This is a genomic window from Pseudomonas cichorii (assembly GCF_019719005.1).
Classification (GTDB): Bacteria; Pseudomonadota; Gammaproteobacteria; order Pseudomonadales; family Pseudomonadaceae; genus Aquipseudomonas; species Aquipseudomonas cichorii_E.
The window spans coordinates 84,570-106,908 of the sequence record NZ_JAIGPJ010000015.1 but is presented as its reverse complement, the minus strand read 5'-3'; the positions used below and the strand labels follow the sequence as shown (position 1 = coordinate 106,908).

Annotated in this window: 25 protein-coding genes and 1 tRNA gene; 17 read left to right on the top strand and 9 right to left on the bottom strand. The window is 58.0% G+C overall.

Annotated elements, in window-relative coordinates:
• Positions 1-44: 44 nt before the first annotated feature.
• The 5 genes from K5D32_RS13600 to K5D32_RS13580 form a co-directional block, all read right to left on the bottom strand.
• On the bottom strand, positions 45-506 hold the full coding sequence (locus K5D32_RS13600; protein ID WP_216703730.1) for a Spy/CpxP family protein refolding chaperone: 462 nt from the start codon (positions 504-506) through the stop codon (positions 45-47).
• A 141-nt stretch (positions 507-647) separates the two neighbouring features.
• The gene (locus K5D32_RS13595) at positions 648-1,325 is read right to left on the bottom strand and encodes a response regulator transcription factor (RefSeq protein WP_216703729.1); all 678 of its coding nucleotides are present in this window, start codon (positions 1,323-1,325) and stop codon (positions 648-650) included.
• 7 nt (positions 1,326-1,332) lie between these two features.
• Positions 1,333-1,746, bottom strand: a complete 414-nt coding sequence (locus K5D32_RS13590; RefSeq protein ID WP_221538596.1) for a translation initiation factor 2 — start codon at positions 1,744-1,746, stop codon at positions 1,333-1,335.
• A 155-nt stretch (positions 1,747-1,901) separates the two neighbouring features.
• Positions 1,902-2,201, bottom strand: a complete 300-nt coding sequence (locus K5D32_RS13585; RefSeq protein ID WP_221538595.1) for a YciI family protein — start codon at positions 2,199-2,201, stop codon at positions 1,902-1,904.
• A gap of 1 nt (position 2,202) precedes the next feature.
• Positions 2,203-2,802, bottom strand: a complete 600-nt coding sequence (locus tag K5D32_RS13580) for a septation protein A (RefSeq protein ID WP_025261217.1) — start codon at positions 2,800-2,802, stop codon at positions 2,203-2,205.
• Positions 2,803-2,869: 67 nt separating this feature from the next.
• Between K5D32_RS13580 and K5D32_RS13575 the strand changes: the two genes are divergently transcribed.
• The 7 genes from K5D32_RS13575 to nadA all read left to right on the top strand — a co-directional run bounded on the left by K5D32_RS13575 (position 2,870) and on the right by nadA (position 9,014).
• Positions 2,870-3,733, top strand: coding sequence for a PHP domain-containing protein (locus tag K5D32_RS13575; RefSeq protein ID WP_025261216.1), 864 nt, complete (start codon positions 2,870-2,872; stop codon positions 3,731-3,733).
• 13 nt (positions 3,734-3,746) lie between these two features.
• The gene (locus K5D32_RS13570; protein WP_221529279.1) at positions 3,747-4,376 is read left to right on the top strand and encodes an L-threonylcarbamoyladenylate synthase; all 630 of its coding nucleotides are present in this window, start codon (positions 3,747-3,749) and stop codon (positions 4,374-4,376) included.
• 119 nt (positions 4,377-4,495) lie between these two features.
• Entirely contained in the window at positions 4,496-5,194 is a 699-nt protein-coding gene (locus K5D32_RS13565; RefSeq protein WP_176767540.1) for a ScpA family protein, read from the top strand.
• A gap of 15 nt (positions 5,195-5,209) precedes the next feature.
• Positions 5,210-5,962, top strand: a complete 753-nt coding sequence (gene scpB / locus K5D32_RS13560) for an SMC-Scp complex subunit ScpB (RefSeq protein WP_221575519.1) — start codon at positions 5,210-5,212, stop codon at positions 5,960-5,962.
• An 85-nt stretch (positions 5,963-6,047) separates the two neighbouring features.
• The gene (locus tag K5D32_RS13555) at positions 6,048-6,239 is read left to right on the top strand and encodes a DUF1289 domain-containing protein (RefSeq protein ID WP_200999859.1); all 192 of its coding nucleotides are present in this window, start codon (positions 6,048-6,050) and stop codon (positions 6,237-6,239) included.
• 185 nt (positions 6,240-6,424) lie between these two features.
• A complete protein-coding gene (gene rluB / locus K5D32_RS13550) occupies positions 6,425-7,636 on the top strand; it encodes a 23S rRNA pseudouridine(2605) synthase RluB (RefSeq protein WP_221600606.1) in 1,212 nt (403 codons plus the stop codon).
• Positions 7,637-7,955: 319 nt separating this feature from the next.
• On the top strand, positions 7,956-9,014 hold the full coding sequence (nadA, locus tag K5D32_RS13545) for a quinolinate synthase NadA (protein WP_221538588.1): 1,059 nt from the start codon (positions 7,956-7,958) through the stop codon (positions 9,012-9,014).
• A gap of 64 nt (positions 9,015-9,078) precedes the next feature.
• Here nadA and K5D32_RS13540 read toward each other — a convergent pair whose 3' ends face one another.
• Positions 9,079-10,512, bottom strand: coding sequence for a M48 family metalloprotease (locus K5D32_RS13540; protein ID WP_221538586.1), 1,434 nt, complete (start codon positions 10,510-10,512; stop codon positions 9,079-9,081).
• 148 nt (positions 10,513-10,660) lie between these two features.
• On the opposite strand from K5D32_RS13540, the gene K5D32_RS13535 reads away from it, so the two are divergent.
• Together K5D32_RS13535 and K5D32_RS13530 are read left to right on the top strand one after the other, a co-directional pair.
• Positions 10,661-10,912: a sulfurtransferase TusA family protein gene (locus tag K5D32_RS13535; RefSeq protein WP_025261208.1), complete on the top strand. Its 252-nt coding sequence runs from the start codon at positions 10,661-10,663 to the stop codon at positions 10,910-10,912.
• Between the two features lie 33 nt (positions 10,913-10,945).
• Positions 10,946-12,016, top strand: a complete 1,071-nt coding sequence (locus tag K5D32_RS13530) for an AI-2E family transporter (protein ID WP_198729003.1) — start codon at positions 10,946-10,948, stop codon at positions 12,014-12,016.
• A 44-nt stretch (positions 12,017-12,060) separates the two neighbouring features.
• On the opposite strand, the gene K5D32_RS13525 is transcribed toward K5D32_RS13530, so the two are convergent.
• Both K5D32_RS13525 and K5D32_RS13520 read right to left on the bottom strand, forming a co-directional pair.
• Positions 12,061-12,534 carry a peroxiredoxin gene (locus tag K5D32_RS13525; protein ID WP_221600605.1) on the bottom strand — a complete coding sequence of 158 codons (474 nt, stop codon included), beginning with the start codon at positions 12,532-12,534 and terminating at the stop codon, positions 12,061-12,063.
• A 9-nt stretch (positions 12,535-12,543) separates the two neighbouring features.
• Positions 12,544-13,107 carry a glycine cleavage system protein R gene (locus K5D32_RS13520; protein ID WP_025261205.1) on the bottom strand — a complete coding sequence of 188 codons (564 nt, stop codon included), beginning with the start codon at positions 13,105-13,107 and terminating at the stop codon, positions 12,544-12,546.
• Positions 13,108-13,433: 326 nt separating this feature from the next.
• Between K5D32_RS13520 and dapA the strand changes: the two genes are divergently transcribed.
• From dapA to gvpU, 6 genes are all read left to right on the top strand, one after another.
• Complete coding sequence (dapA, locus tag K5D32_RS13515; protein ID WP_221529281.1) at positions 13,434-14,312, top strand: 4-hydroxy-tetrahydrodipicolinate synthase; 879 nt, start codon at positions 13,434-13,436, stop codon at positions 14,310-14,312.
• A gap of 18 nt (positions 14,313-14,330) precedes the next feature.
• Entirely contained in the window at positions 14,331-15,446 is a 1,116-nt protein-coding gene (bamC, locus tag K5D32_RS13510; RefSeq protein WP_025261203.1) for an outer membrane protein assembly factor BamC, read from the top strand.
• Positions 15,447-16,205, top strand: coding sequence for an MBL fold metallo-hydrolase (locus K5D32_RS13505; RefSeq protein ID WP_025261202.1), 759 nt, complete (start codon positions 15,447-15,449; stop codon positions 16,203-16,205).
• Positions 16,206-16,233: 28 nt separating this feature from the next.
• Complete coding sequence (gene purC / locus K5D32_RS13500) at positions 16,234-16,944, top strand: phosphoribosylaminoimidazolesuccinocarboxamide synthase (protein ID WP_095067461.1); 711 nt, start codon at positions 16,234-16,236, stop codon at positions 16,942-16,944.
• Between the two features lie 92 nt (positions 16,945-17,036).
• Positions 17,037-17,126 (top strand) — tRNA-Ser (locus K5D32_RS13495).
• 163 nt (positions 17,127-17,289) lie between these two features.
• Positions 17,290-17,757: a gas vesicle accessory protein GvpU gene (gene gvpU, locus K5D32_RS13490; RefSeq protein WP_221538582.1), complete on the top strand. Its 468-nt coding sequence runs from the start codon at positions 17,290-17,292 to the stop codon at positions 17,755-17,757.
• A 55-nt stretch (positions 17,758-17,812) separates the two neighbouring features.
• On the opposite strand, the gene K5D32_RS13485 is transcribed toward gvpU, so the two are convergent.
• Positions 17,813-18,460, bottom strand: coding sequence for an HAD family hydrolase (locus K5D32_RS13485; protein ID WP_221600604.1), 648 nt, complete (start codon positions 18,458-18,460; stop codon positions 17,813-17,815).
• Positions 18,461-18,744: 284 nt separating this feature from the next.
• Here K5D32_RS13485 and K5D32_RS13480 point away from each other — a divergent pair, with 284 nt between their 5' ends.
• A complete protein-coding gene (locus K5D32_RS13480; protein ID WP_221527657.1) occupies positions 18,745-20,436 on the top strand; it encodes an NAD-dependent malic enzyme in 1,692 nt (563 codons plus the stop codon).
• Positions 20,437-20,674: 238 nt separating this feature from the next.
• Positions 20,675-22,324: a phosphoethanolamine transferase gene (locus tag K5D32_RS13475; RefSeq protein WP_221600603.1), complete on the top strand. Its 1,650-nt coding sequence runs from the start codon at positions 20,675-20,677 to the stop codon at positions 22,322-22,324.
• Positions 22,325-22,339 lie beyond the last annotated feature (15 nt).

The window sequence follows — 22,339 nt, the reverse complement described above, 5'->3', positions numbered from 1 at the left end:
GAGCCTGTCGGGTTTGAGTTAAGTAGCAACTTGCAGTCTGGCGATTATTGCGCCTTTTTTGCCTTTTCCGCTTTCCAGGCTTTGAATTCAGCCCATTCGGCGCGGCGCTCTTCCTGTTTCTTGCGAATCTCGTCGAACTCCTTCTGCTGATCCGGCTTGAGCAGGGCGCGGATCTCGCTGTCGGTCTTGGCCCGTTTGGCATCCAGTTCGTCTTTCATGGCTTTCTGGTCTGCCGGGGGCAGCTTGGCCAGGTAGCGCTCGGTGACGTCGCGGCGGTCTTTCATCTGCTCGCCCATCAATTTACCGATGTCACGGCGTTGTTCGCGAGTCAGATCCAGATCGGCAAAAGGGCCAGGGCCACGTTTCATTTCCGGACCTGGGCCGCGATGATCGCGATCCTGATGGATGCCCGGTACGTCGGCTTCCGGGCCACCCGGTGGTGGTACGGCCATGGCGACGGTAGGCAGTGCTGCTGCGAGCATCAAAGCGATGAGGGTCTTGCGCATGGTGAATCTCCTTGTCTCTGGTGCGGCTCGTTGCCGTTGGAGCCCAGTTTAGGGAGATCAAGGTCAAGGGCGGTCAGCCCTCGGTAAAGCTTGTGTAAAGCGAACCGGCACCCGGGTTTACCAGGCACCGGGGCTTTTGCTTCACAGGCTGTAGTAATAACCGCGGCTACGCAGCGCCACGATACGAGGCCGGCCATCGGCATGCGGGCCGATCTTCTTGCGCAGGTTGCTGACGTGCATGTCCAGGCTGCGGTCATACAACGTCAGTTTGCGCCCCAGGGCCAGCTGCGCCAGCTCCTGCTTGTCCAGAGGCTCGCCCGGTTGACGCAGCAGCGCTTCGAGCAGGCGGCTTTCGGAAATGGTCAGGGTCAGTTCTTTTTCATCGATGCTGACCACGCCGCGCACCGGGCTGAAGCACAGGTCGCCCAGTTCAAGCTGGCTGGAGGTGGCGACCGGATGGCTGCGGCGCAGTACGGCTCGCAGCCTGGCCGTCAGCTCCCGTGGGTCACAGGGTTTGGCCAGATAATCGTCGGCACCCAGTTCCAGGCCGAGGATGCGGTCCAGAGGTTCGCCCCTGGCCGAAAGCATGACCACAGGAAGCTCGGGATGGTCGGTGCGCAGTTGCTTGAGCAGTTCAAGGCCGCTGCCATCGGGCAGCATCACGTCCAGCACCACGGCAGACGGAGCGGTTTCGGCCAGTGCCCGACGCGCACTGTGACCGTCGTGACAGGCGCGTACCTGAAAACCTTCCTGGCTCAGCCAACTGCTCAGAAGCTCACATAGCTCCTGATCATCATCAATTAGTAACAGCTCGCTCATGACTCACTCAATTTAGCCATTGCTGACGTTGCTTACGTCGACCGCCGACAAATATACCGCACACCAGGGCTATTACCGCAACGCCACCGCCTGCAATGAACCATTGTTGCTGTTCGGTCAGCAAGTGTGAGGACGCGATGGATTGTGCTTCCTTGAGCTGCAGCTTGAGTCTCTGGTTCTCTTGACGCAAACGTGCCACTTGCGCGTTTTCACGCTCGGTCTCTGCATTCTGCGTCTGCCTGAGTTGTTCTTCGCGCAGGCGCTCGCTTTCCCTGAGTCGCTGTTCAAGCTCGGCAATCCGGCTGGCAGGGCTGGGCAAATGCAATGCCTGCACGTTACCGGAATCACTGGTTTCCTCGGCCTGAACCGCACTGTTTACCGCTAACACCATCATCAACAGACACAACGCACCTGGACGCATCTGAACTCCCTTGATAGAGCCGTTTCTATTAGAAATATCGATGAGGTTGTCGGCAGGGAGGCGGGAATGATGAGCAAAGGGGAGGTATGCGCAGGAGCGAATTCATTCGCGAGACGGTGCTTTTCGCGAATGAATTCCTGCGAGCAATAGCAGATTTAAGGCAGGACTTGCTTGAACGGCTTGACCACAACATTGCCATAGACGCCTGCGGCAACGAATGGATCGGCCTTGGCCCAGGTTTGCGCGGCGCTCAGGGACTCGAACTCGGCGACGATCAGGCTGCCGCTGAAACCCGCAGGGCCCGGATCATTGCTGTCCACGGCTGGATGAGGACCCGCCAGCACCAGACGGCCTGCGTCCTTCAGGGCGATGATGCGCTCCAGGTGAGCAGGACGTACGCTCAGGCGTTTTTCCAGCGAGTCGGGAACATCTGTAGCAATGATGGCGTAGAGCATGTCAGTCCTCGGTTTTGGTAGTGGAAGAAGGGGCCGCGTCACTCAGGTGACGGCTCAGGTAGATACCTTGAGCCACCAGGAAGATCAGGGTCATGGCCAGACTGCCGAAAACTTTGAAGTCGACCCAGAAGTCCTGATAGGTAAAGGCCACATACAGATTGGCCGCACCGCAGAAAATGAAGAACAGAACCCAGGCAATGTTGAGTTTGACCCAGACTGCAGCAGGCAGGGTCAGGGCGTGGCCCATGACGCGCTGGATCAACGGGCGATCACCGATGAAGTGGCTGCCGGCAAATGCCAGGGCAAACAGCCAGTTGACCACCGGAGCTTTCCACTTGAGGAAGGTTTCGCTGTGAAAGGCCAGGGTCAGGCTGCCGAAGACCAGGCAGGCTACCAGGGTCAGCCATTGGCTTTTTTCCAGTTTGCGCTGCTTGATGTACAGAATCCCGTAGACGACCAGGGAGCTGGCGATCAGCATCGCGGTCGCACTGAAAATCCCGCCTAGCATGTAACTGTGGCCCAGGATGTCGACGGCGCGAGGTTCGGTCTTGTAGACGATGAAAAACAGGATCAGCGGGATGAAGTCTATGAATTGTTTCACAATGGCAGCCAGAAGCAGGATGTGACGGCATAATAACAAACATCAAAGACAGCGATAGCTCCCGAATATGAATGTTGACCTGCACTGCCACAGCACCGCGTCGGATGGCTCTCTTGCGCCAGCGGCCGTGGTTGCCCGTGCCTATGAAAACGGTGTGCGGGTCCTGTCGCTGACCGACCATGACACGGTCGAAGGCCTCGAAGAAGCCCGCGCGGCCGCGCATTCCCTGGGGATGCAGCTGGTCAATGGCGTCGAGTTGTCCTGCACCTGGGGAGGCGCAACCATCCATATTCTGGGCTACGGATTCGACATGAAGGCCCCGGCGCTGGTGGAAGCAATCGAGCGTTTGCACGAAGGCCGCTGGCTGCGGGCTGAGGAAATCAGTCGCAAATTGGCGATCAAAGGTATGCCTGGGGCGCTGGAAGGTGCCCGGGCGATCCAGCAGGAACTGGGCGACAGCGGTAATGCTCCGGCCCGACCGCACTTTGCCGACTATCTGGTGCGTGCCGGTTTTGTGAAGGATCGTGCCGAGGCTTTTCGCAAATGGCTGGGGGCAGGCAAGCTGGGGGATGTGAAGCAGCATTGGCCGACTCTGGACGAAACCGTCGCCACTTTGCGGGCTTCAGGTGCCTGGGTCAGCCTCGCGCATCCATCGCATTATGACTTCACGCGCAGTAAACGGCGTAAACTGGTCGCCGATTTCATCCAGGCCGGTGGCCACGCCATCGAAGTGGTCAATGGCATGCAACCTGCCGATCAGGTCGGAACCCTGGCGATACTGGCCCGTGAGTTCGGTCTGCTGGTTACCGCCGGCAGCGATTTCCATGGCCCTGGTGCATGGTCCGAGATCGGTATATACCGACCGTTGCCCGAGGATCTGCCGCCATTGTGGTGCAGATTCAAACATGAACAGCCTCCAGCCTCCGTCTGAACAGGAAGTTACCGTGAGTCAATTTTTCCAGGTCCACCCGGAGAACCCGCAACCGCGTCTGATCAAACAGGCCGCGGAAATCATCAAAGCCGGCGGGCTGGTGGTGTACCCGACCGATTCGTCCTATGCGCTGGGCTGCCAGATCGGCGACAAGAGCGCTATCGAGCGCATTCGTCGTCTGCGCCAGCTGGACGACAAGCACAACTTCACCCTGATGTGCTGCGACCTGTCGCAACTGGGCCTGTTCGCCAAGGTCGATACCGGAGCCTTTCGAGCCCTCAAGGCGCATACACCGGGGCCTTACACTTTCATTCTGAATGCAACCCGTGAAGTGCCGCGCCTGATCCTGCACCCCAAGCGCCGTACCATCGGCCTGCGCGTGCCGAGTCATCCGATTGCCCAGGCGTTGCTGGAGCAACTGGGTGAGCCGCTGATGAGTGTCAGCCTGATCATGCCCGGCGACAGCGTGCCGCTGAGCGATCCTTATGAAATGCGTCAGATCCTGGAACATCAGGTGGACCTGATCATCGATGGCGGTATGGGCGGCATTTCGGCTTCCACCGTCATCAGCCTGGCTGACGGAGAGCCGCAGATCATCCGTGTGGGTTGCGGTGATCCGACGCCGTTCGGTGAAGAAGCTTAATGACGAACCTGGAAACGGTAGACAGCCAGGCCGATGCCCAGCAGGAGCTGCCGTTCGCACTGGTCTATGGGCAGGCGGTCACGCAAATGCCGCTGGACCTCTATATTCCGCCGGATGCTCTGGAAGTCTTTCTCGAAGCCTTCGAGGGCCCGCTTGACCTGCTGCTGTACCTGATCCGTAAACAGAACATCGATATCCTCGACATCCCGGTGGCGGAAATCACCCGTCAGTACATGGGTTACGTCGAGTTGATGAAAACCGTGCGTCTGGAACTGGCCGCCGAGTATCTGGTGATGGCCGCGATGCTGGCCGAGATCAAGTCGCGGATGCTGCTGCCGCGCTCGGCAGAAGTGGAAGAGGATGAAGAGGATCCCCGTGCCGAACTGATCCGCCGTCTCCAGGAGTACGAGCGTTTCAAGGCCGCTGCCGAAGGGATCGATGGCTTGCTGCGGGTCGGGCGCGATGTGATCGTTCCCAAACTCGATGCCCCCGAAGCGAGGGCGCGCAAGCTGTTGCCGGATGTCAGCCTGGAAGAAGTGCTGATGTCCATGGCCGAGGTGCTGCACCGGGGCGACATGTTCGAGAGCCATCAGGTCAGCCGTGAGGCATTGTCGACCCGCGAGCGCATGAGTGATGTGCTGGAGCGGCTCAAGGGTGGTGGTTTTGTGCCTTTTGCCGAATTGTTCACCGCTGAAGAAGGGCGGCTTGGTGTTGTAGTGACGTTCATGGCCGTGCTTGAGCTGGTCAAGGAGTCTCTGGTCGAGCTGGTCCAAAACGAGCCCTTTGCGGCGATCCATGTCCGGGCGCGAGCCGAGTAGAGCAAGAACTGAATCATGAACCTCAATGAACCCCGCGAGCTGGCCCCGTTGCTTGAAGCGTTTCTGCTGGCTTCCGGAAAGCCGCAGACGCTGGAGCGCTTGTACGAGCTGTTCGAGGAAGGCGAGCGCCCGGAGCCGCCGGTCTTCAAGAAGGCTCTGCAAGTGCTGAGCAAGTCCTGTGAAGGTCGGGCTTTCGAGCTCAAGGAAGTGGCTTCCGGCTATCGCCTGCAGATTCGCGAGCGCTTTTCGCCCTGGGTCGGGCGTTTGTGGGAAGAGCGTCCGCAGCGTTATTCCCGGGCCATGCTGGAAACCTTGGCGCTGATCGCCTATCGCCAGCCGATTACCCGTGGCGAAATCGAAGATGTGCGTGGCGTGGCGGTCAACAGCCATATCGTCAAGACGCTGCTGGAGCGCGAGTGGATCAGGGTCGTGGGCTATCGTGATGTGCCCGGCAAGCCGGCGATGTTTGCGACCACCAAGGGCTTTCTCGATCATTTCAACCTCAAGAGTCTCGAAGAACTGCCGCCACTGGCCGACCTGCGCGAGATGGAAACCGAGCCGGTACTCGAATTCGACGACGTCCCGGTCCCGGCTCATTTGCAGGCCCTGGCCGACGCCAGCCTTGAGGTCGACGATGAGCAGGAGCCTGAGGCGCCACGGGATGAAACCAGCTTCCGCAGCCTGTTGCTTGAACTCGATTCCATGGAGCAGGGTCTGAAGACCGACTTCGATGATCTGTTGGTCGATGAGCCTGAAGGCGACGTGTGACCCAACTCTTTAGGAGCGAATAAATTCGTTACTACGGAAATTACCGCGACTTGGTAGGAGCGAATTCATTCGCGAAAAAAACGCTATGAGCAGCACCAAGAACCCCTGTATCAGCCTCTGCAAGTTTGACGACGACATCTGCCTGGGATGCGGTCGCAGCAAACGGGAAATCAAGGCCTGGAAGAAACTCGACAAGGACGACAAGCGCACCGTACTTGCCGAATCGGCCATGCGTCTGGCGAAGTTGAAGACCACCGGTCGCAAAAAGAAGAAGTGACCGGCAGATTTTCAACTAGCCTTGGATGCGCAACCGGCTGCATGAGCGTATGATTCGCGACCCTTTGGCGAATCCGCTTCGCCCAGGCTTAAAGTATTTCGCCTTGCGGCTATCCACAGCGCGCAGGGCAGCAGGTCTTGCCGGTCCTCGGCAATCCCTGATTCGACACACCGGGAGGTGCCCAGATGAGTGAAAAAGACACGCAGGACAGCCAGGAAATCGGACCCGCAGGTGAAAAACTGCAGAAGGTTCTGGCACGTATTGGCGTCGGTTCGCGCCGTGACGTCGAGGCCTGGATCAGCCAGGGTCGCATCAAGGTCAATGGCCGCGACGCCACCCTTGGTCAGCGCGTCGACATGCATGACGCCATTACCGTTGACGGTCGCGTCATCAAGCGCGAAGAGGCTGCCGAAACGGTACGCCGCGTCATCATGTACAACAAACCGGACGGCGAGATCTGCACCCGTGACGACCCTGAAGGCCGTCCAACGGTGTTCGACCGCCTGCCGCGTCCCAAAGAAGGCCGCTGGATCAATATCGGTCGCCTGGACATCAACACCACCGGTCTGCTGATGTTCACCACCGATGGTGAGCTGGCCAACCGCCTGATGCACCCGTCCTTCGAGATGGACCGCGAATATGCGGTACGTGTGCGTGGCGAAGTCGATGACGACATGCTGCTGCGTCTCAAGAACGGCGTGATCCTCGAAGACGGTCCTGCACGTTTCACCGACATTCAGCAGGCGCCGGGCGGCGAAGGTTTCAACCACTGGTATCACTGCGTGGTGATGGAAGGTCGTAACCGTGAAGTGCGCCGTCTCTGGGAATCCCAGGGCCTGGTGGTCAGCCGTCTGAAACGCGTTCGTTACGGGCCGGTGTTCCTCAATTCCGACCTGCCGATGGGCCGCTGGCGCGAAATGAGCCAGTACGAAGTTGACGTACTGGCTGCCGAAGTCGGCCTGACACCTGTGGCTCAGCCGCAGATGAATGCCAAGACCAAGGACAAGCTGGAGCGTTTGCAGCGCCAGTCGTCCCGCCCACTGGGCAAGGGCGAGCGCGTACGGAACCTGCGTCCTGCCAATGGCGCACCGGCCACCGGCGAGCGCGCACCACGTCAGCCGCAGGTCACCGGCAGCGATCGTGATCGTCCACGTGGCGATTCCACGCAGCGTCCACCGCGCAAGGATTCGGGCAAGCCAGGTTCGCGTCCTGCCGAGAACAGCCGTGGTACGCCGGTTGCCGAGCGTCCAAGTGAAGTGAGCAAGCGTCCAGCCAAGCCTTCGCCAAAGCGCGCCGGTATCAAGCTTGTCGATGACGATGCTCCATCGGGCAAGCGTCGTGGTCCACCGGCCGGTTCCGGTCAGCGTCCTGGCTTTGGCCGTCGCAAGCCGCAGTAAGTCTTGATGTAAATAAAAAACGCCGGTTTCGACTGGCGTTTTTTTATGGCTTTCATTTAATGAAAGGAGCGAGGTCAGGCTTTGTCTGAAGTTATTGCGTCAGATTATTTACCCGTCATGGAGTAGATTAATCTGGTAAATGATTCTTGTTACTCCAGGTGCGGCTAAACAGACAGAAAATCAATTGCTTGCAGTTTTTCAGGCTGATTCCTGAAAAGTTGGACAACCCCTGAAAATCAGCTACTTCGGCTTTTTTCTTGAATGGCTTTCCGGTGTAAACTTGCCGCTCGCGCTCAAGTGCATTCAGGTCCAGCTAAAAATGACGCAGATTTCCGAACGCTTTCTGGTACAGGCTCACCTCGATGCCAAGCAGCCCAAAGCGTTGAGTATTGAAGAACAGGCCCATTACCGCGCCGAAATCGCTGCCGAACTCAAGGCGCGGGATGCGGTGCTCGTCGCCCACTATTACTGTGATCCGGTCATCCAGGCCCTGGCCGAAGAAACTGGCGGTTGCGTGGCCGACTCGCTGGAAATGGCGCGCTTCAGCAATAGCCATTCGGCCAGTACCGTGCTGGTGGCTGGCGTGCGTTTCATGGGCGAAACCGCCAAGATCCTCAACCCGGAAAAACGGGTATTCATGCCGACGCTTGAAGCCACCTGTTCCCTTGATGTGGGCTGTCCTGTCGACGAGTTCTCTGCTTTCTGCGATCAGCACCCGGACCGTACCGTGGTGGTTTACGCCAACACTTCGGCCGCTGTCAAAGCCCGCGCCGACTGGGTTGTGACCTCCGGCTGCGCCCTGGAAATCGTCGAGAGCCTGATGGACAACGGCGAGAAAATCATCTGGGCGCCGGACAAGCATCTGGGGCGTTATATCCAGCGTGAAACCGGTGCCGACATGCTGCTCTGGGACGGTGCCTGTATCGTTCACGAAGAGTTCAAGTCCAAGCAGTTGCAAGACATGAAGGCGCTGTATCCGGACGCTGCCGTGCTGGTCCATCCCGAATCGCCTGAGGAAGTCATTGCCCTGGCCGATGCGGTGGGTTCCACCAGCCAGATGATCGCCGCCGCCCAGCGCATGCCCAACAAGACGTTTATCGTGGCCACCGACCGCGGCATTTTCTACAAGATGCAGCAGTTGTGCCCGGACAAGATCTTCATCGAAGCGCCAACGGCCGGTAATGGTGCGGCGTGCCGCAGTTGTGCTCATTGCCCCTGGATGGCGATGAACACCCTTGAGCGCACCTTGCAGTGCCTGCGTGAGGGCAGCAACGAGATATTCGTCGAGCCTGCGGTAATCCCCCATGCCGTCCGTCCTCTGCAGCGGATGCTGGATTTCACTCAGGCGGCTCGCCTGAAACAGGCTGGTAATGCCTGATAGCGATGCCTGAAATGAAAATCCCGGCCTTCGAGCCGGGATTTTCATTCTGGGGTGTGAACAGTCAGTTCATCATGTCCTTGACCATTCGTTCCTGTTCGATCAGGTCTTTCTGCCGGGCATCTATCCGGGAAGCCAGCTGAAAGTTGTTGCTGGCACGACGCTTGGCGAATTCCAGTTGCTGAATGGCCTGCCGGAAGTCGCCGACCAGGGCGAAGTATTCGGCGCGGGCCTGATGCAGACCGATGGTGTTGCCATTCAGACCCCTTGTTTCGGCAACCACGTACCAGATGTCCGGATCGTCTGAGCGGGTCTTGAGCAGCGCTTCCAGTGCTTTTTCGGCTTCTGCGGTGCGGTTCTGCTTGAGCAGCACGTCGATCCGCACGTCGTTCAGAGGGTAGTTGTTCGGATACAGCGTGAGCATCCGGTCAACCCGTTGCTGGGCATCTGCCAGACGATTGTTGGTGATGTCCAGATCGATCTGGGTCAGGTTGTAGGTGATGTCGTTGGGCGCCTTGGCCAGAAGCGGCTTGAGCTCTTCACGGGCTTCATTGAGCTGCCCGGCCTTGATCTGCGCGATGGCCAGCCCGTAGCGTGCCGAATCGGAGTTGGGGTTTTCAACCAGTTGGGCGCGGAAGCGCTTGGCGGAGATCCCCGGGGTTTCTTCATAGATCAGCGCGACCCGTGCCCGCATCAGTTGGTAGAGAAGGCTGTCTTCCTTGCCGCCAGGTTTGGCCTGCTCGGCGCGGTTGCGGGTGTCGGCGATACGCGATTCGCTGACCGGGTGAGTCAGCAGGAACTCCGGTGGTCTGGCATCGAATCGGTACTGGCGCATGAGACGCTCGAACATGGTCGGCATGTTGCGAGGGTCATACCCGGCTTTTTCCAGGTTCATGATGCCGATGCGATCCGCTTCCTGTTCGTTCTGGCGAGAGAAGCGGCGCTGCTCCTGGATGGCTGCGGCCTGTGAGCCGGCAATGGCGGCGATGCCGGCATCACCCGCACCTGCTGCGGCCATGACGATACCGGCCAGCATGGCGGCCATTACGGGAACCTGCATGCGCTGCTGGGCTTCGACACCACGGGCAAAGTGGCGCTGTGACAGGTGAGCCAGTTCGTGGGCCATGACCGATGCGTATTCGCCTTCGGTCTGGGCGTTGAGAAACAGTCCGCCGTTGACCCCGATGATCCCGCCGGGCGCCGCAAAGGCGTTCAACTGGGGGCTGTTGATGAGGATGAACTCAAGGCGCCGGTCCTGGACCTGACTGGTTTCGGCGAGGCGATAGACCGATGTTTCGACGAAGTCCTTGAGCTGCGGGTCGGAGAGTTGACCCACCTGGGCACGCAGCATGCCCAGCCAGGCACGGCCCAACTGGTGCTCCTGTTCGGGCGAAACGATGGAAGAGCTGGCGTCGCCAAGAGATGGTAAATCATCAGCCATGCTCGGCGTGGCGAGCAGGCAGGCGAGCGTGAGCAGTGTAGGACGCAGGAAATTCATGCACGAGGCTCTAGGCTGGAGAACGCTTACTGTAGCTGGCTCAATGGCGTGCTGACCAGAGTGAGGTATTCTTCTCGTTCTGTCTGAAATGTCTGCATGCATTTTTTCGAATACTTTTTAACTTGATGTGTCCGCCTGGAGAGAAACGATGTCTGACGCTGTAACGCGCCCCGAGGTCTGTGATGCCGAACTCGATGCCTGTGGCCTCAATTGCCCGTTGCCGCTGCTCAAGGCCAAGATGGAACTCAATCGCCTGCCCAGTGGCGCGGTTCTGAAAGTCATTGCGACCGACGCGGGATCGCAGCGTGATTTCAGAACCTTTGCCAGGCTGGCAGGCCATGTATTGCTGCATGAAGAGGCCAATGAAGGCATCTACAGCTATTGGTTGCGCAAGGCGTAAATCACAGCCCGTTTTTTCTCGAAAGGATGTTTGATGTTCAAGGTGCTTCGCAATTGGGTGCAGCTGTATTTCTCCGATGAGGAAGCGGTTGTACTGGCAGTCCTGCTGTTTCTGGCATTCACCCTGGTCCTGACACTGGGTGGCATGCTGGCTCCTGTTCTGGCCGGGCTGGTTCTGGCGTTTCTGATGCAGGGCGTTGTCAACTTTCTGGAACGCCTGCGCATGCCGGAGGTGGGGGCGGTCGGTCTGGTATTCGCCCTGTTCATCGGCGTGTTGCTGGTTTTCCTGCTGGTGCTGGTCCCGTTGCTCTGGCATCAGTTGATCACCCTGTTCAACGAGTTGCCGGGCATGCTCGCCAAATGGCAGTCGCTTCTGCTGCTGTTGCCGGAGCGTTACCCGCATCTGGTTTCGGACGTGCAAGTGCTGCAAGCCATCGAAGCTGCTCGTGGGGAAATCGGCAAGATCGGCCAACTGGCGCTGACGTTTTCCCTGTCCAGCCTGCCGTTGCTGGTCAATCTCATGATCTATCTGGTGTTGGTGCCCATCCTGGTGTTCTTTTTCCTAAAGGACCGCCAGATGATCGGCCGCTGGGTACGTGGCTATCTGCCTCGTGAGCGTGCCTTGCTGACCCGGGTTGCCGAGGAAATGAATCGCCAGATCGCCAACTATATTCGTGGCAAGGTCATCGAGATTTTCATCTGTGGCGGTGTGACCTACGTGGCATTTGTGGCGCTTGGCCTCAACTATGCCGCGCTGCTGGCGATGCTGGTGGGAGTGTCGGTGGTCGTGCCTTATGTGGGCGCCGTGGTGGTCACGGTGCCGGTGGCGCTGATCGGTCTGTTTCAATGGGGCTGGGGCGATCAGTTCATCTATCTGATGATGGTCCACGGCATCATTCAGGCGCTGGACGGTAACGTGCTGGTGCCGCTGCTGTTCTCGGAGGCTGTCAATCTGCATCCGGTGGCGATCATCTGCGCCGTGCTGCTGTTTGGCGGGTTGTGGGGCTTCTGGGGGATATTCTTCGCGATTCCGCTGGCGACCCTGTTCAAGGCCGTTCTCGACGCCTGGCCGCGTCATGGACCGAGCGTGGCGCCGATGTTGTAGCGCCGGCTGCGGTGCATTGCGCGCCGCAGCCAGTGGGGCGGGCTTCAGGCCTTGTTCAGTGCCTGAGCCTGCGCCAGTACTTCTTCAACATGGCCCGGGACTTTCACGCCACGCCATTCCTTGCGCAGCACGCCATCCTTGTCGATCAGGAAGGTGCTGCGATCAACACCCAGATATTCCTTGCCATACAGCTTCTTGAGTTTGATGACGTCGAACAGCTGGCACAGGGCTTCGTCCTTGTCGGAAATCAGCTCGAAGGGAAACTCCTGCTTGGCCTTGAAGTTCTCGTGGGCCTTGAGGCTGTCGCGCGATACGCCGAAAACCACAGTATTGGCCGCCTGGAACTGCGCGATGCTGTCACGGAAGTTCTGGCCCTGGGTGGTGCAGCCCGGCGTATTGTCCTTGGGGTAGAAATAAATGACGACCTGCTGGCCCTTGAGCCCGGCAAGGCTGACAGCCTGCCCGCTGGTGGCGGGGGCCTGGAAGTCGGGAACGGGTTGATCTACTGCTACTGCCATGAGAACTCCTTACATGGGGGCTTGAGGGCGCCATGGTTCGATCAGCGCATCGAGGTTCAGTGCGTCGGCGAAGTCCAGGAACTGGTCGCGCAACCAGCTGATCTGGGTGCCTGCCGGCAGCGTGACCGTGAACGTCGCGTTGAGCATGGTGCCACCGGTCTGCGGAGCCAGATAGGTATCGCAGATCAGGTTTTCCAGCTCGACGTTGTGGTCGATGAAGAACTGGCACAGTTCGTTGATGATGTCCGGGCGATAGGCCGAGCTGACGTACGCCACGTAAGGCAGGGCTTCAGGACGGCTTTCGAGCGTGGCGCTGCGCACGACACTGATGGTGAAGGCGTGCTTTTTCGACAGCCCCGGCAGGCCGGTTTCAAGACGGGCCAGGGCATCCCAGCTACCAGAGACCTGAAGGATCAGCGCGCTGCACTCACCGTGACGGGTCAGGCGGGAGCTGACGACCGAGCAGCGGTTTTCATGGCTGGCGCGGCACAGGACGTTGGTCAGCTCCATAGGGTTTGCGCCAAGGGCACTGATAACAAGGAATTGTTCGCGAACTGTGGGGGTGGACGACATGCAGCATTCCTAAGCGATGAGCGGTCGGTACTTTTTGGGCTCTGCCGGGCTGTTTCGACGATCGTGAGCGCAAGGTACCAACCCGGGCCCCGTCGTTGAACGCCTGCATGGCATGGCCATGGTAGGGCTGCAACGCGCTGGCACAAGGGGGTTGGCGACAAAAAACGATCGATTGAACGAGGTGCGCAGATGACCAGTAACGATCAAAGGACGAAGGGTAGCGAAAACCATCGCTCAGGGGAATGCTCACAGTGCGGTACTTCGCTTGTACAAGGCTGATGGCGCCAGTACCATTACGGCTCTCTTTTTCCGGCAGGAGCGGTTGCATGATTGCGGGCAGTATGGTGGCACTGGTCACACCCATGGATGCACAAGGTCGTCTGGACTGGGACAGCCTGAGCAAACTGGTGGACTTCCACTTGCAAGAGGGCACCAACGCCATTGTTGCCGTCGGCACTACAGGTGAGTCGGCGACACTCGATGTGAGCGAACACATCGAAGTCATCCGCCGTGTGGTCACTCAGGTTGCAGGGCGTATCCCTGTCATTGCAGGTACTGGTGCGAACTCCACGCGCGAAGCCGTCGAACTGACGACCAACGCCAAGACCGCAGGTGCCGATGCATGCCTGCTGGTGACGCCTTACTACAACAAGCCGACGCAAGAAGGCCTGTTCCAGCATTTCAGCCACATCGCCAAGGCCGTGGACATCCCGCAGATTCTCTACAACGTGCCAGGTCGTACTGCTTGCGACATGCTGCCCGAGACGGTCGTGCGTCTGTCGAAGGTCAACAACATCATCGGTATCAAGGAAGCCACAGGTAACTTGCAGCGCGCCAAGGACATCCTGGCAGGCGTGAGCAGCGATTTCCTGCTCTATTCCGGCGATGACGCCACGGCCGTCGAACTCATGCTGCTGGGCGGCAAGGGCAACATTTCCGTGACTGCCAACATCGCGCCGCGTGCCATGAGCGAGCTGTGCGCCGCTGCCATGCGTGGCGATGCCGAAACGGCACGTGCCATCCATGAAAAGCTGATGCCGGTCAATAACACCCTGTTTATCGAATCCAACCCTATTCCCGTGAAATGGGCTCTGCATGAAATGGGTCTGATGCCGGACGGTATCCGTCTGCCACTCACCTGGCTCAGCGAAGCCTGTCACGAACCGCTGCGTCAGGCCATGCGCCAGTCCGGCGTATTGGTTTAATTGAGGAAGCATTACGCAATGAAGCGACTGGCCGGACTTTCCGCACTAGCCTTGATTATCTCCAGCACCAGTGGTTGCGGTTGGCTATGGGGGCAAGATGGTTACTTCCGCGATCGCGGCAGTGACTATCTGGAAGCAACCCAGACCGCACCGATGCAGGTGCCTGCCGACATCTCCAACACCAAGCGTCTGGATCCGCTGCTGCCGATCCCTCGCAACGTGGCTGACAGCACCGTGAAGGGCGAGTACAAGGTGCCTCGTCCGCTGCCTCTGTCGGTAGCCTCCGAATCGAGCGATTTCAGCTTGCAGAAGAGCGGCGATGCCCATTGGGTTCTGGCTCAGCGTCCGCCTGCCGAAGTCTGGCCGGTGGCGCATCAGTATTTTGAAGACAACGGTTTCCGTATCGCTGAAGAGCGTCCACAGACCGGCGAATTCAGCACCACCTGGCAGCGTCTGGACGAGCTGTCCGCTTCGGTCGCCAAGCGTCTGACGGCCAGCGGCGTATCGGCCGATTCCGAAACCCGCGTGCGGGTTCGTATCGAGCCGGGCGTACAGCGCAACACCAGTGAAGTCTATGTAGTCAGCGTCGAGCGTCCGGCTGGCAGCACTGCCGACGTCGGTTTCCCGCCGCGCACGACCAACATCGGCCTCGACGCCGCACTGACCGACGACCTGCTGGCCAGCATGAGCCGCAACGCCGAGAAGGGCGGTTCGGTGTCTCTGGTGGCGGCGCGTGACTACGATACACCGAGCCGTGTAGCGCTGAGCGAAGACGGTAGTGGCAACCCGGTTCTGACCGTCGGTGCCGATCTGGACCGAGCATGGTCGAGTGTCGGCCGTGCGCTGGATCAGGGTGAATGGCGCGTTGAAGACATCAACCGCAGCCTTGGCCTGTACTACATCAACCTGGCAGAGAAGGCCAACACGCCTGCGAACGAGCCTGGTTTCTTCGGTCGCCTGTTTGGCAGCAAGTCCAGCAAGGAAGAAATCGAAGCCCGTGCCGAGCGCTATCAGGTCCGCCTGAGCAAGGTGGGTGACAGCGTGCAGGTCACTGTCGAGAAAAACATCAACACCGTTGCGCCGGCCGACGTCGCTCGCAGGGTCTTGAGCATCATTCAAGACAACCTGGGTTAAGTGCGTTTCGCTGTTCTGGGCAGCGGCAGCCGTGGCAACGGCACGCTGGTCGCAAGCAACGATACGTACGTGCTGGTCGATTGCGGTTTCTCCCTGCGGGAAACCGAGCGGCGTCTGGCGCGACTGGGAGTCAGCGCCAGACAATTGAGTGCCATTCTGGTGACCCACGAACATGCCGATCACGTGCATGGCGTGGGTTTGCTGTCTCGGCAGTACAATGTGCCGGTCTATCTCAGTCGCGGGACCTTGCGCGGGATGCGCAAGCCGGTCGAAGCCGCCGGGGTGGTGGAAGGTGGGCAAAGGTTGCAGGTGGGAGCGCTGGGCATCGATGTGGTGTCCGTCGCCCATGATGCGCTGGAGCCCACCCAGTTCGTCTTCAATGACGGGCGCCGCCGTTTTGGCCTGCTGACCGACCTTGGGTCTTACTGCCCCAATGTGCTGCAAAGCTATCATGGCCTGGATGCCTTGATGATTGAGGCCAACCATTGCCGCGACATGCTTGCCCGAGGCCGTTATCCGGTCTTTCTCAAGCAGCGTGTGGGAGGCGAAACAGGACATTTGAACAATCATCAGGCCGCAAACCTGGTGAGCGAACTGGGATGGAGGGATTTGCAGCATCTGGTGCTGGCCCATCTCAGCAGCAAGAACAACCTGCCGTATCTGGCCCGGCAATGTTTTGCCGACACTCTGGGTTGCGACCCGGACTGGCTGGAGCTGGCCGATCAAGATTCAGGGCTCGACTGGCGACATATCGCCTAGCCCAACTACTTAGCAAGCGGAGCCCATCATGGAAAAACGTGAAGAACTCTACCGCGGCAAAGCCAAGTCGGTTTACAAGACCGACGACGCTGACCGCTTGATCCTGCTGTTTCGCAACGACACCTCGGCGTTCGACGGCAAGCGCATCGAACAGCTGGACCGCAAAGGCATGGTGAACAACAAGTTCAACGCCTTCATCATGCAGAAGCTGGAAGAAGCGGGCGTTCCGACCCAATTCGACAAGCTGCTGGGCGACAACGAGTGCCTGGTCAAGAAACTGGACATGATCCCGGTCGAGTGCGTCGTGCGTAACTACGCTGCCGGCAGCCTGGTCAAGCGCCTGGGTGTGGAAGAGGGTACCAAACTCGATCCGTACACCTTCGAGCTGTTCCTCAAGGACGACGCCAAGGGCGACCCGTTCATCAACGAATCCCACGTCGTGGCATTCGGTTGGGGCACCGCCGAGCAACTGGTTCGCATGAAAGAGCTGTCGCTCAAGGTCAACGAAGTCCTCAGCAAACTGTTCGACGACGCAGGCCTGCTGCTGGTCGACTTCAAGCTCGAGTTCGGCGTATTCCACGGCGAGATCGTCCTGGGCGACGAATTCAGCCCGGACGGCTGCCGCCTGTGGGATAAAGACACTCGCAAGAAGATGGACAAGGACCGCTTCCGCCAGGGTCTGGGTGACGTCATCGAAGCCTACGAAGAAGTCGCAAACCGCCTGGGCGTCCCGCTTTAAGGCAAAAAGTTACGCAAGCGCTTGATAGCACGAAAAAAATTAGCGTAAAGGGCTTCGCCTTACGCGCCGATGCTGTTATCATGCGCGCCGTTGGAGAGATGCCAGAGTGGCCGAATGGGACGGATTCGAAATCCGTTGTACCTTCACCGGTACCTAGGGTTCGAATCCCTATCTCTCCGCCATACATTGAAAAGCCCCGTAGATTCCGTCTACGGGGCTTTTCTGTTTTCTGGGGTGTGCTTCACGGATCTTCAAGAAATCCCACTCCCGTCCGCCCCTTTGCTTTTTTTCAGCTAAGGTGTGGTAGAGCCAAATCTCACGTTTTGTGATGCAAGGAGCTATCAGATGTCGGACGTAAACCAGGCACAACCGCAACCGTCTCCCAGCCAGAGCCATGATGACGTCATTGCCCAGTTCAAGTGGCAGGGCAAGCAGATCGACTGGCTGCTTCAGTGGCTTGTCAAATTCGTTGCCAATACCAAGGTTGAGTTGGGGGTTACCCTGTCGGTAGGCGGGAACCTCGTTTCCGGCCATCTGATTTCCCACGATGCCTACTTTGAGCAACTGGCTGCAGATATCTCTGCACCTTTCACCCAGTTCAATAACGGTACTGACGAGTCGATGAAGGAGATGATCCTGTCTTTCAAGCCGGGTGAGTCCAATGAAGACACGCCAGCTTTCCATTTCATCCATTTGAAGGATTGCAGAACGTACTCGACCGATGAAAGCCCGATCTGCGATGCGGGTGTGCTGTGGCGTGGAAGAATTGCGGCTGTCGATGGCTTTACCATCGGGCTCATTGCACGCAAGTGAAAGCCTGAGCTGCTGAATGGCCCCGGTGTTTACCGGGGCTTTTTGTTTGTGGCGCTTACAGGACCAGTTTCAGCCATTGGCCCTCTGTTTCTACGCGGGCCTCAAGGTAGCTCTTGAGTGTCACATCTTGAGTTTCATAAGGGTGCAAGTGGGCTGCCGTGATCACCACCACACTGGCCCCGGCTGCCTTGGCTGCGGTGATGCCGGCGGGTGCGTCTTCAAATACCAGGCAGTCCTGCGCAGCCACGCCGAGTCGTTGGGCGGCCAGTAGAAAACCATCGGGGGCAGGTTTGCCTTGGGTTACGTCTTCGGCGGTGATGACGATTTCGGGGAGTGCCAGGCCGGCAGCGCCCATGCGTGCCTGGGCCAGTGCAAGCGGGGCGGAGGTGACCATGGCCCAGCGCTCCTTGGGCAGCGAGGCGAGGAAGGCTGCGACGCCTTCAATCGCGATCACGCCTTCGACATCTTCGATCTCGGCCTGAGAAATGGCCTCTGCCTCCTGTTCTGCATCGATGCCGGGCAGGTTCTGCTGGCGGACGGTATCGATACTTCTCACGCCATGGATGGTCGGTAGAAAGGTTTCTACGTCGATGCCGTGCTTGCGTGCCCATTTCGCCCACACTCGTTCGGCGCAAATGACAGAGTTGAGCAAGGTCCCGTCCATATCGAACAGGAAGGCCGAAAATCGCTTCTCGTTGAGCATGCATGCCTCTTGTGGGTGGCGTTGATAGCGGGCAAATATGCCCATGCAGCACTGGCTTGTGCAAGGCAGGGCTTTTACATTGAGACATCATTTGGCCACGTTTTGCGCGACAAAATGCCGCAACCGTCTTTATCGCAGGTAATATGTGCCATCCGATTTTTATGCCCGGAATGGCCTGATAGAAAACTGGCAACCAGAAGAAGAACAAGAAACAGAGAGCCAGGCTGCCCGCCCCGGTCGATACCCAGAATTAATGAGTAGACGAAAAAAGGCGATTAGAAAAAATGACCAACACTTCGCGACCTTTGTACATTTCCTATGCCGGCCCCTCGCTGCTGGAAATGCCCCTTCTGAACAAGGGGAGTGCTTTTACCCCGCAAGAGCGGGTCGAATTCAATTTGATCGGGCTGCTGCCGCAGAACGTAGAGACGATCGAAGAGCAAGTCACTCGCGTGTACAGCCAGTACAAGCAGTGCGCCAGCGACCTGGACAAGCATATTTACCTGCGTTCGATCCAGGACAACAACGAGACCCTGTTCTTCCGCCTGCTGGATTCGCATCTGGACGAGATGCTGCCGATCATTTACACCCCGACGGTCGGCCAGGCGTGCCAGGAATTCTCCAAGATCTACCGCACCCATCGCGGGCTGTTCATTTCCTACCCTGAGCGCGACCGCATCGACGACATTCTGCGCAGCGCCACCAAAGACCGTATCAAGATCATCGTTGTCACCGATAGCGAGCGCATTCTGGGCCTGGGCGACCAGGGTATCGGCGGCATGGGCATTCCGATCGGCAAGCTGTCGCTGTACACCGCCTGTGGTGGCATCAGCCCGGCCTATACGCTGCCGATCGTGCTGGATGTCGGCACCAATAACCGCGAACTGCTCGACGACCCGATGTACATGGGCTGGCGTCATGAGCGTGTTACCGGTAAGGAATATGACGATTTCATCGCTACCTTCATCGATGCCGTTCAGCGTCGCTGGCCGGATGTACTGCTGCAGTTCGAGGATTTCGCCCAGTCCAACGCCATGCCGTTGCTGGAGAAGTATCGTGACGAGCTGTGCTGCTTCAACGATGACATTCAGGGCACTGCATCGGTGGCCGTGGGCACCTTGCTTGCCGCCTGCAAGGCCAAGAACGAGACGCTGGGTCAGCAGAAGGTCGTGTTCCTGGGCGCCGGTTCTGCCGGTTGCGGGATTGCCGAGCACATCATTGCCGCGATGAAGATCGAAGGCCTGAGCGAAAGCGAAGCGCGCAAGCGTATTTTCATGGTCGACCGTTTCGGTCTGCTGACCGAGGGCATGGACAACCTGCTGGACTTCCAGCAGCGCCTGGCTCATAAGGCGGGTGATGTTGCGGGCTGGGCGGCTGGCGGTGAAGCGTTCCCGCAGTTGCTCGATGTAGTGACCCATGCCGGTGCGACGGTGCTGATCGGTGTTTCGGGCCAGCGTGGTCTGTTCACTGAGCAAGTGATCCGTGAGCTGCACAAGCATTGTGCCAAACCGCTGGTCATGCCGCTGTCGAACCCGACCTCCAAGGTCGAAGCCACGCCAGAAGAGATCCTGCGCTGGACCGATGGCAATGCACTGGTTGCTACCGGCAGCCCGTTCGCGCCTGTGGAAATCAATGGTCGTACAGTACATATCGCGCAGTGCAACAACTCCTACATTTTCCCGGGCATCGGTCTGGGTGTGGTGGCTTGCAAGGCTTCGCGTATCACTGACCGGATGTTGATGGCAGCGTCCAATGCACTGGCAGAATGCTCGCCGATGGTGTCCGGGCTTGGCGATGCAGTCTTGCCTCCGCTCAAGGAAATCCAGCAGGTCAGCCGCAAGATCGCTCTGGCTGTGGCCAAGGAGGCTCAGGCTGAAGGTCTTGCCCTTGAGACGTCGGATGAAGTACTGCTGGCAGCCATCGAGCGTAATTTCTGGGTGCCTGAATATCGCGGCTACCGTCGTCGTTCAGTCTGACTGTAAGCGTCACTACTGAATGGCCCTTCGCGAGCGTGCTCGTGAAGGGCCTTTTTTATGGCTGCATTAGGATTGCCGGTTTCTTGGAGGTTTTTTCCTACAGTGAAATAAGTTTAATCCGACCTGTTATTTGCATTCTTTTCACAAAAAATTGATAGGATGCCGCCTAAAGTCTGCGCATGGATGGGCCGCCTGGTTCAATCTATACTCGATAAAAAATTATATAAGCAGACTGTCAATGCTGAAAATCAAAGCTGTTCGTCCTGAAGTTGTTACGCTGATTGCCAGTGCCTTTTTGTTGTTCGGTTACAATGCCAATCTTTGGCAGCATCTTTTTGAAATTACAGGAGGGAGCAGTAAAGGCATTGCCATGCGTATTGCTTTTGGTGTGATGATTTTTTGCGTGTTCAATATCTTTTTGACGTTTTTTTCATTTCGGCGTGTGCTTAAGCCGGTCTTGATCTTTTTGTTTTTTGTCAGTGCTTCTGTTTCTTACTTCATGAGTGAGTACGGCGTCATGATTGATGCCGGCATGTTTCGCAACTTTGCGGAAACCAACCCTACCGAAGTTCAAGGCCTGCTGTCCTTGAAACTGGTGATTTACATCGTCCTGCTGGGGCTTCTGCCGTCAGTGTTGTTGTGGAAAACCCCGATCAACTACCGCCGCTGGCACCGTGAGCTGTTCAGCAAGGTGCTGGTCTGTTTCATCTGCTCGGTGTCGATTGGTGGCGTCGCTCTGGCGAATTATCAGGGACTGTCATCGCTGTTTCGCAATCACCATGAGCTGCGCCTTATGGTCGTGCCCAGCAACTACATTGGTGCCTCGGTTGGCTATCTGAGCGAGCAGATCATTTCGTCCCAACGCCCGTTTCTGATGATTGGCGAAGATGCCAGGCGCTCGCCGGACTGGTCTACGCATAGCCGCAAATCCCTGACTGTCCTTGTAGTGGGTGAAAGTGCCCGGGCGGAGAACTTCGGCATTCTGGGCTATGGCCGCGATACCACGCCAAAGCTCAATAAACAGAGCGGTCTGGTGGCATTTACCGATGTGTATTCGTGCGGTACCGAGACGGCAGTGTCGGTGCCTTGCATGTTCTCCAATATGGGACGCAAGGATTACAACGCGACCAAGGCGCGCAATCAGGAAGGGCTGCTGGATGTGCTGAAGCGCGCAGGTCTTGAAGTGATATGGCGCGATAACCAGTCGGGCTGTAAAGGCACCTGTGATCGCGTCGCCTTCCAGGATGTCAGCAACCTCAAGGACCCGTTGCTGTGCGCCAATAACGAGTGTCACGACGAGATCCTGCTGCAAGGCCTGGAAGCCTTTATCGACAGTCTCGATAAAGACACCGTGTTGGTACTGCACCAGATGGGCAGTCACGGGCCGGAGTATTTCAAGCGTTACCCCAAGGCATTCGAGAAGTTTACACCTGTGTGTGAAAGCAATGCCCTGAACAACTGCAGTCGTGAAAGTATTGTCAATGGTTATGACAATACTTTGCTGTATACCGACCATGTCCTGTCTTCCCTGATCGATATATTACGCAGCCGTCAGGATAAAGTGGATACTGCCCTGTTGTATCTGTCGGATCATGGAGAGTCATTGGGCGAATATAATCTGTTCCTGCACGGTACGCCTTATATGCTGGCTCCGGATCAGCAGAAACATGTACCGATGATGATATGGTTGTCCGATAACTATCAGAAGTCTTTTGCCGTCACTCCGGAGTGTCTGGCCAGGGAGCGTAATGCACCGTTGAGTCAGGACAATCTCTTTCATTCCATGCTGGGCTTGTTGAGAGTCGACACCAAGGTTTATGACCCGAGTCTGGACATGTTTTCCGGTTGCAGAAGTTCGATCGGCAATGGCGTGGCAATCAACAGGTAATTCATGATTCTGAGG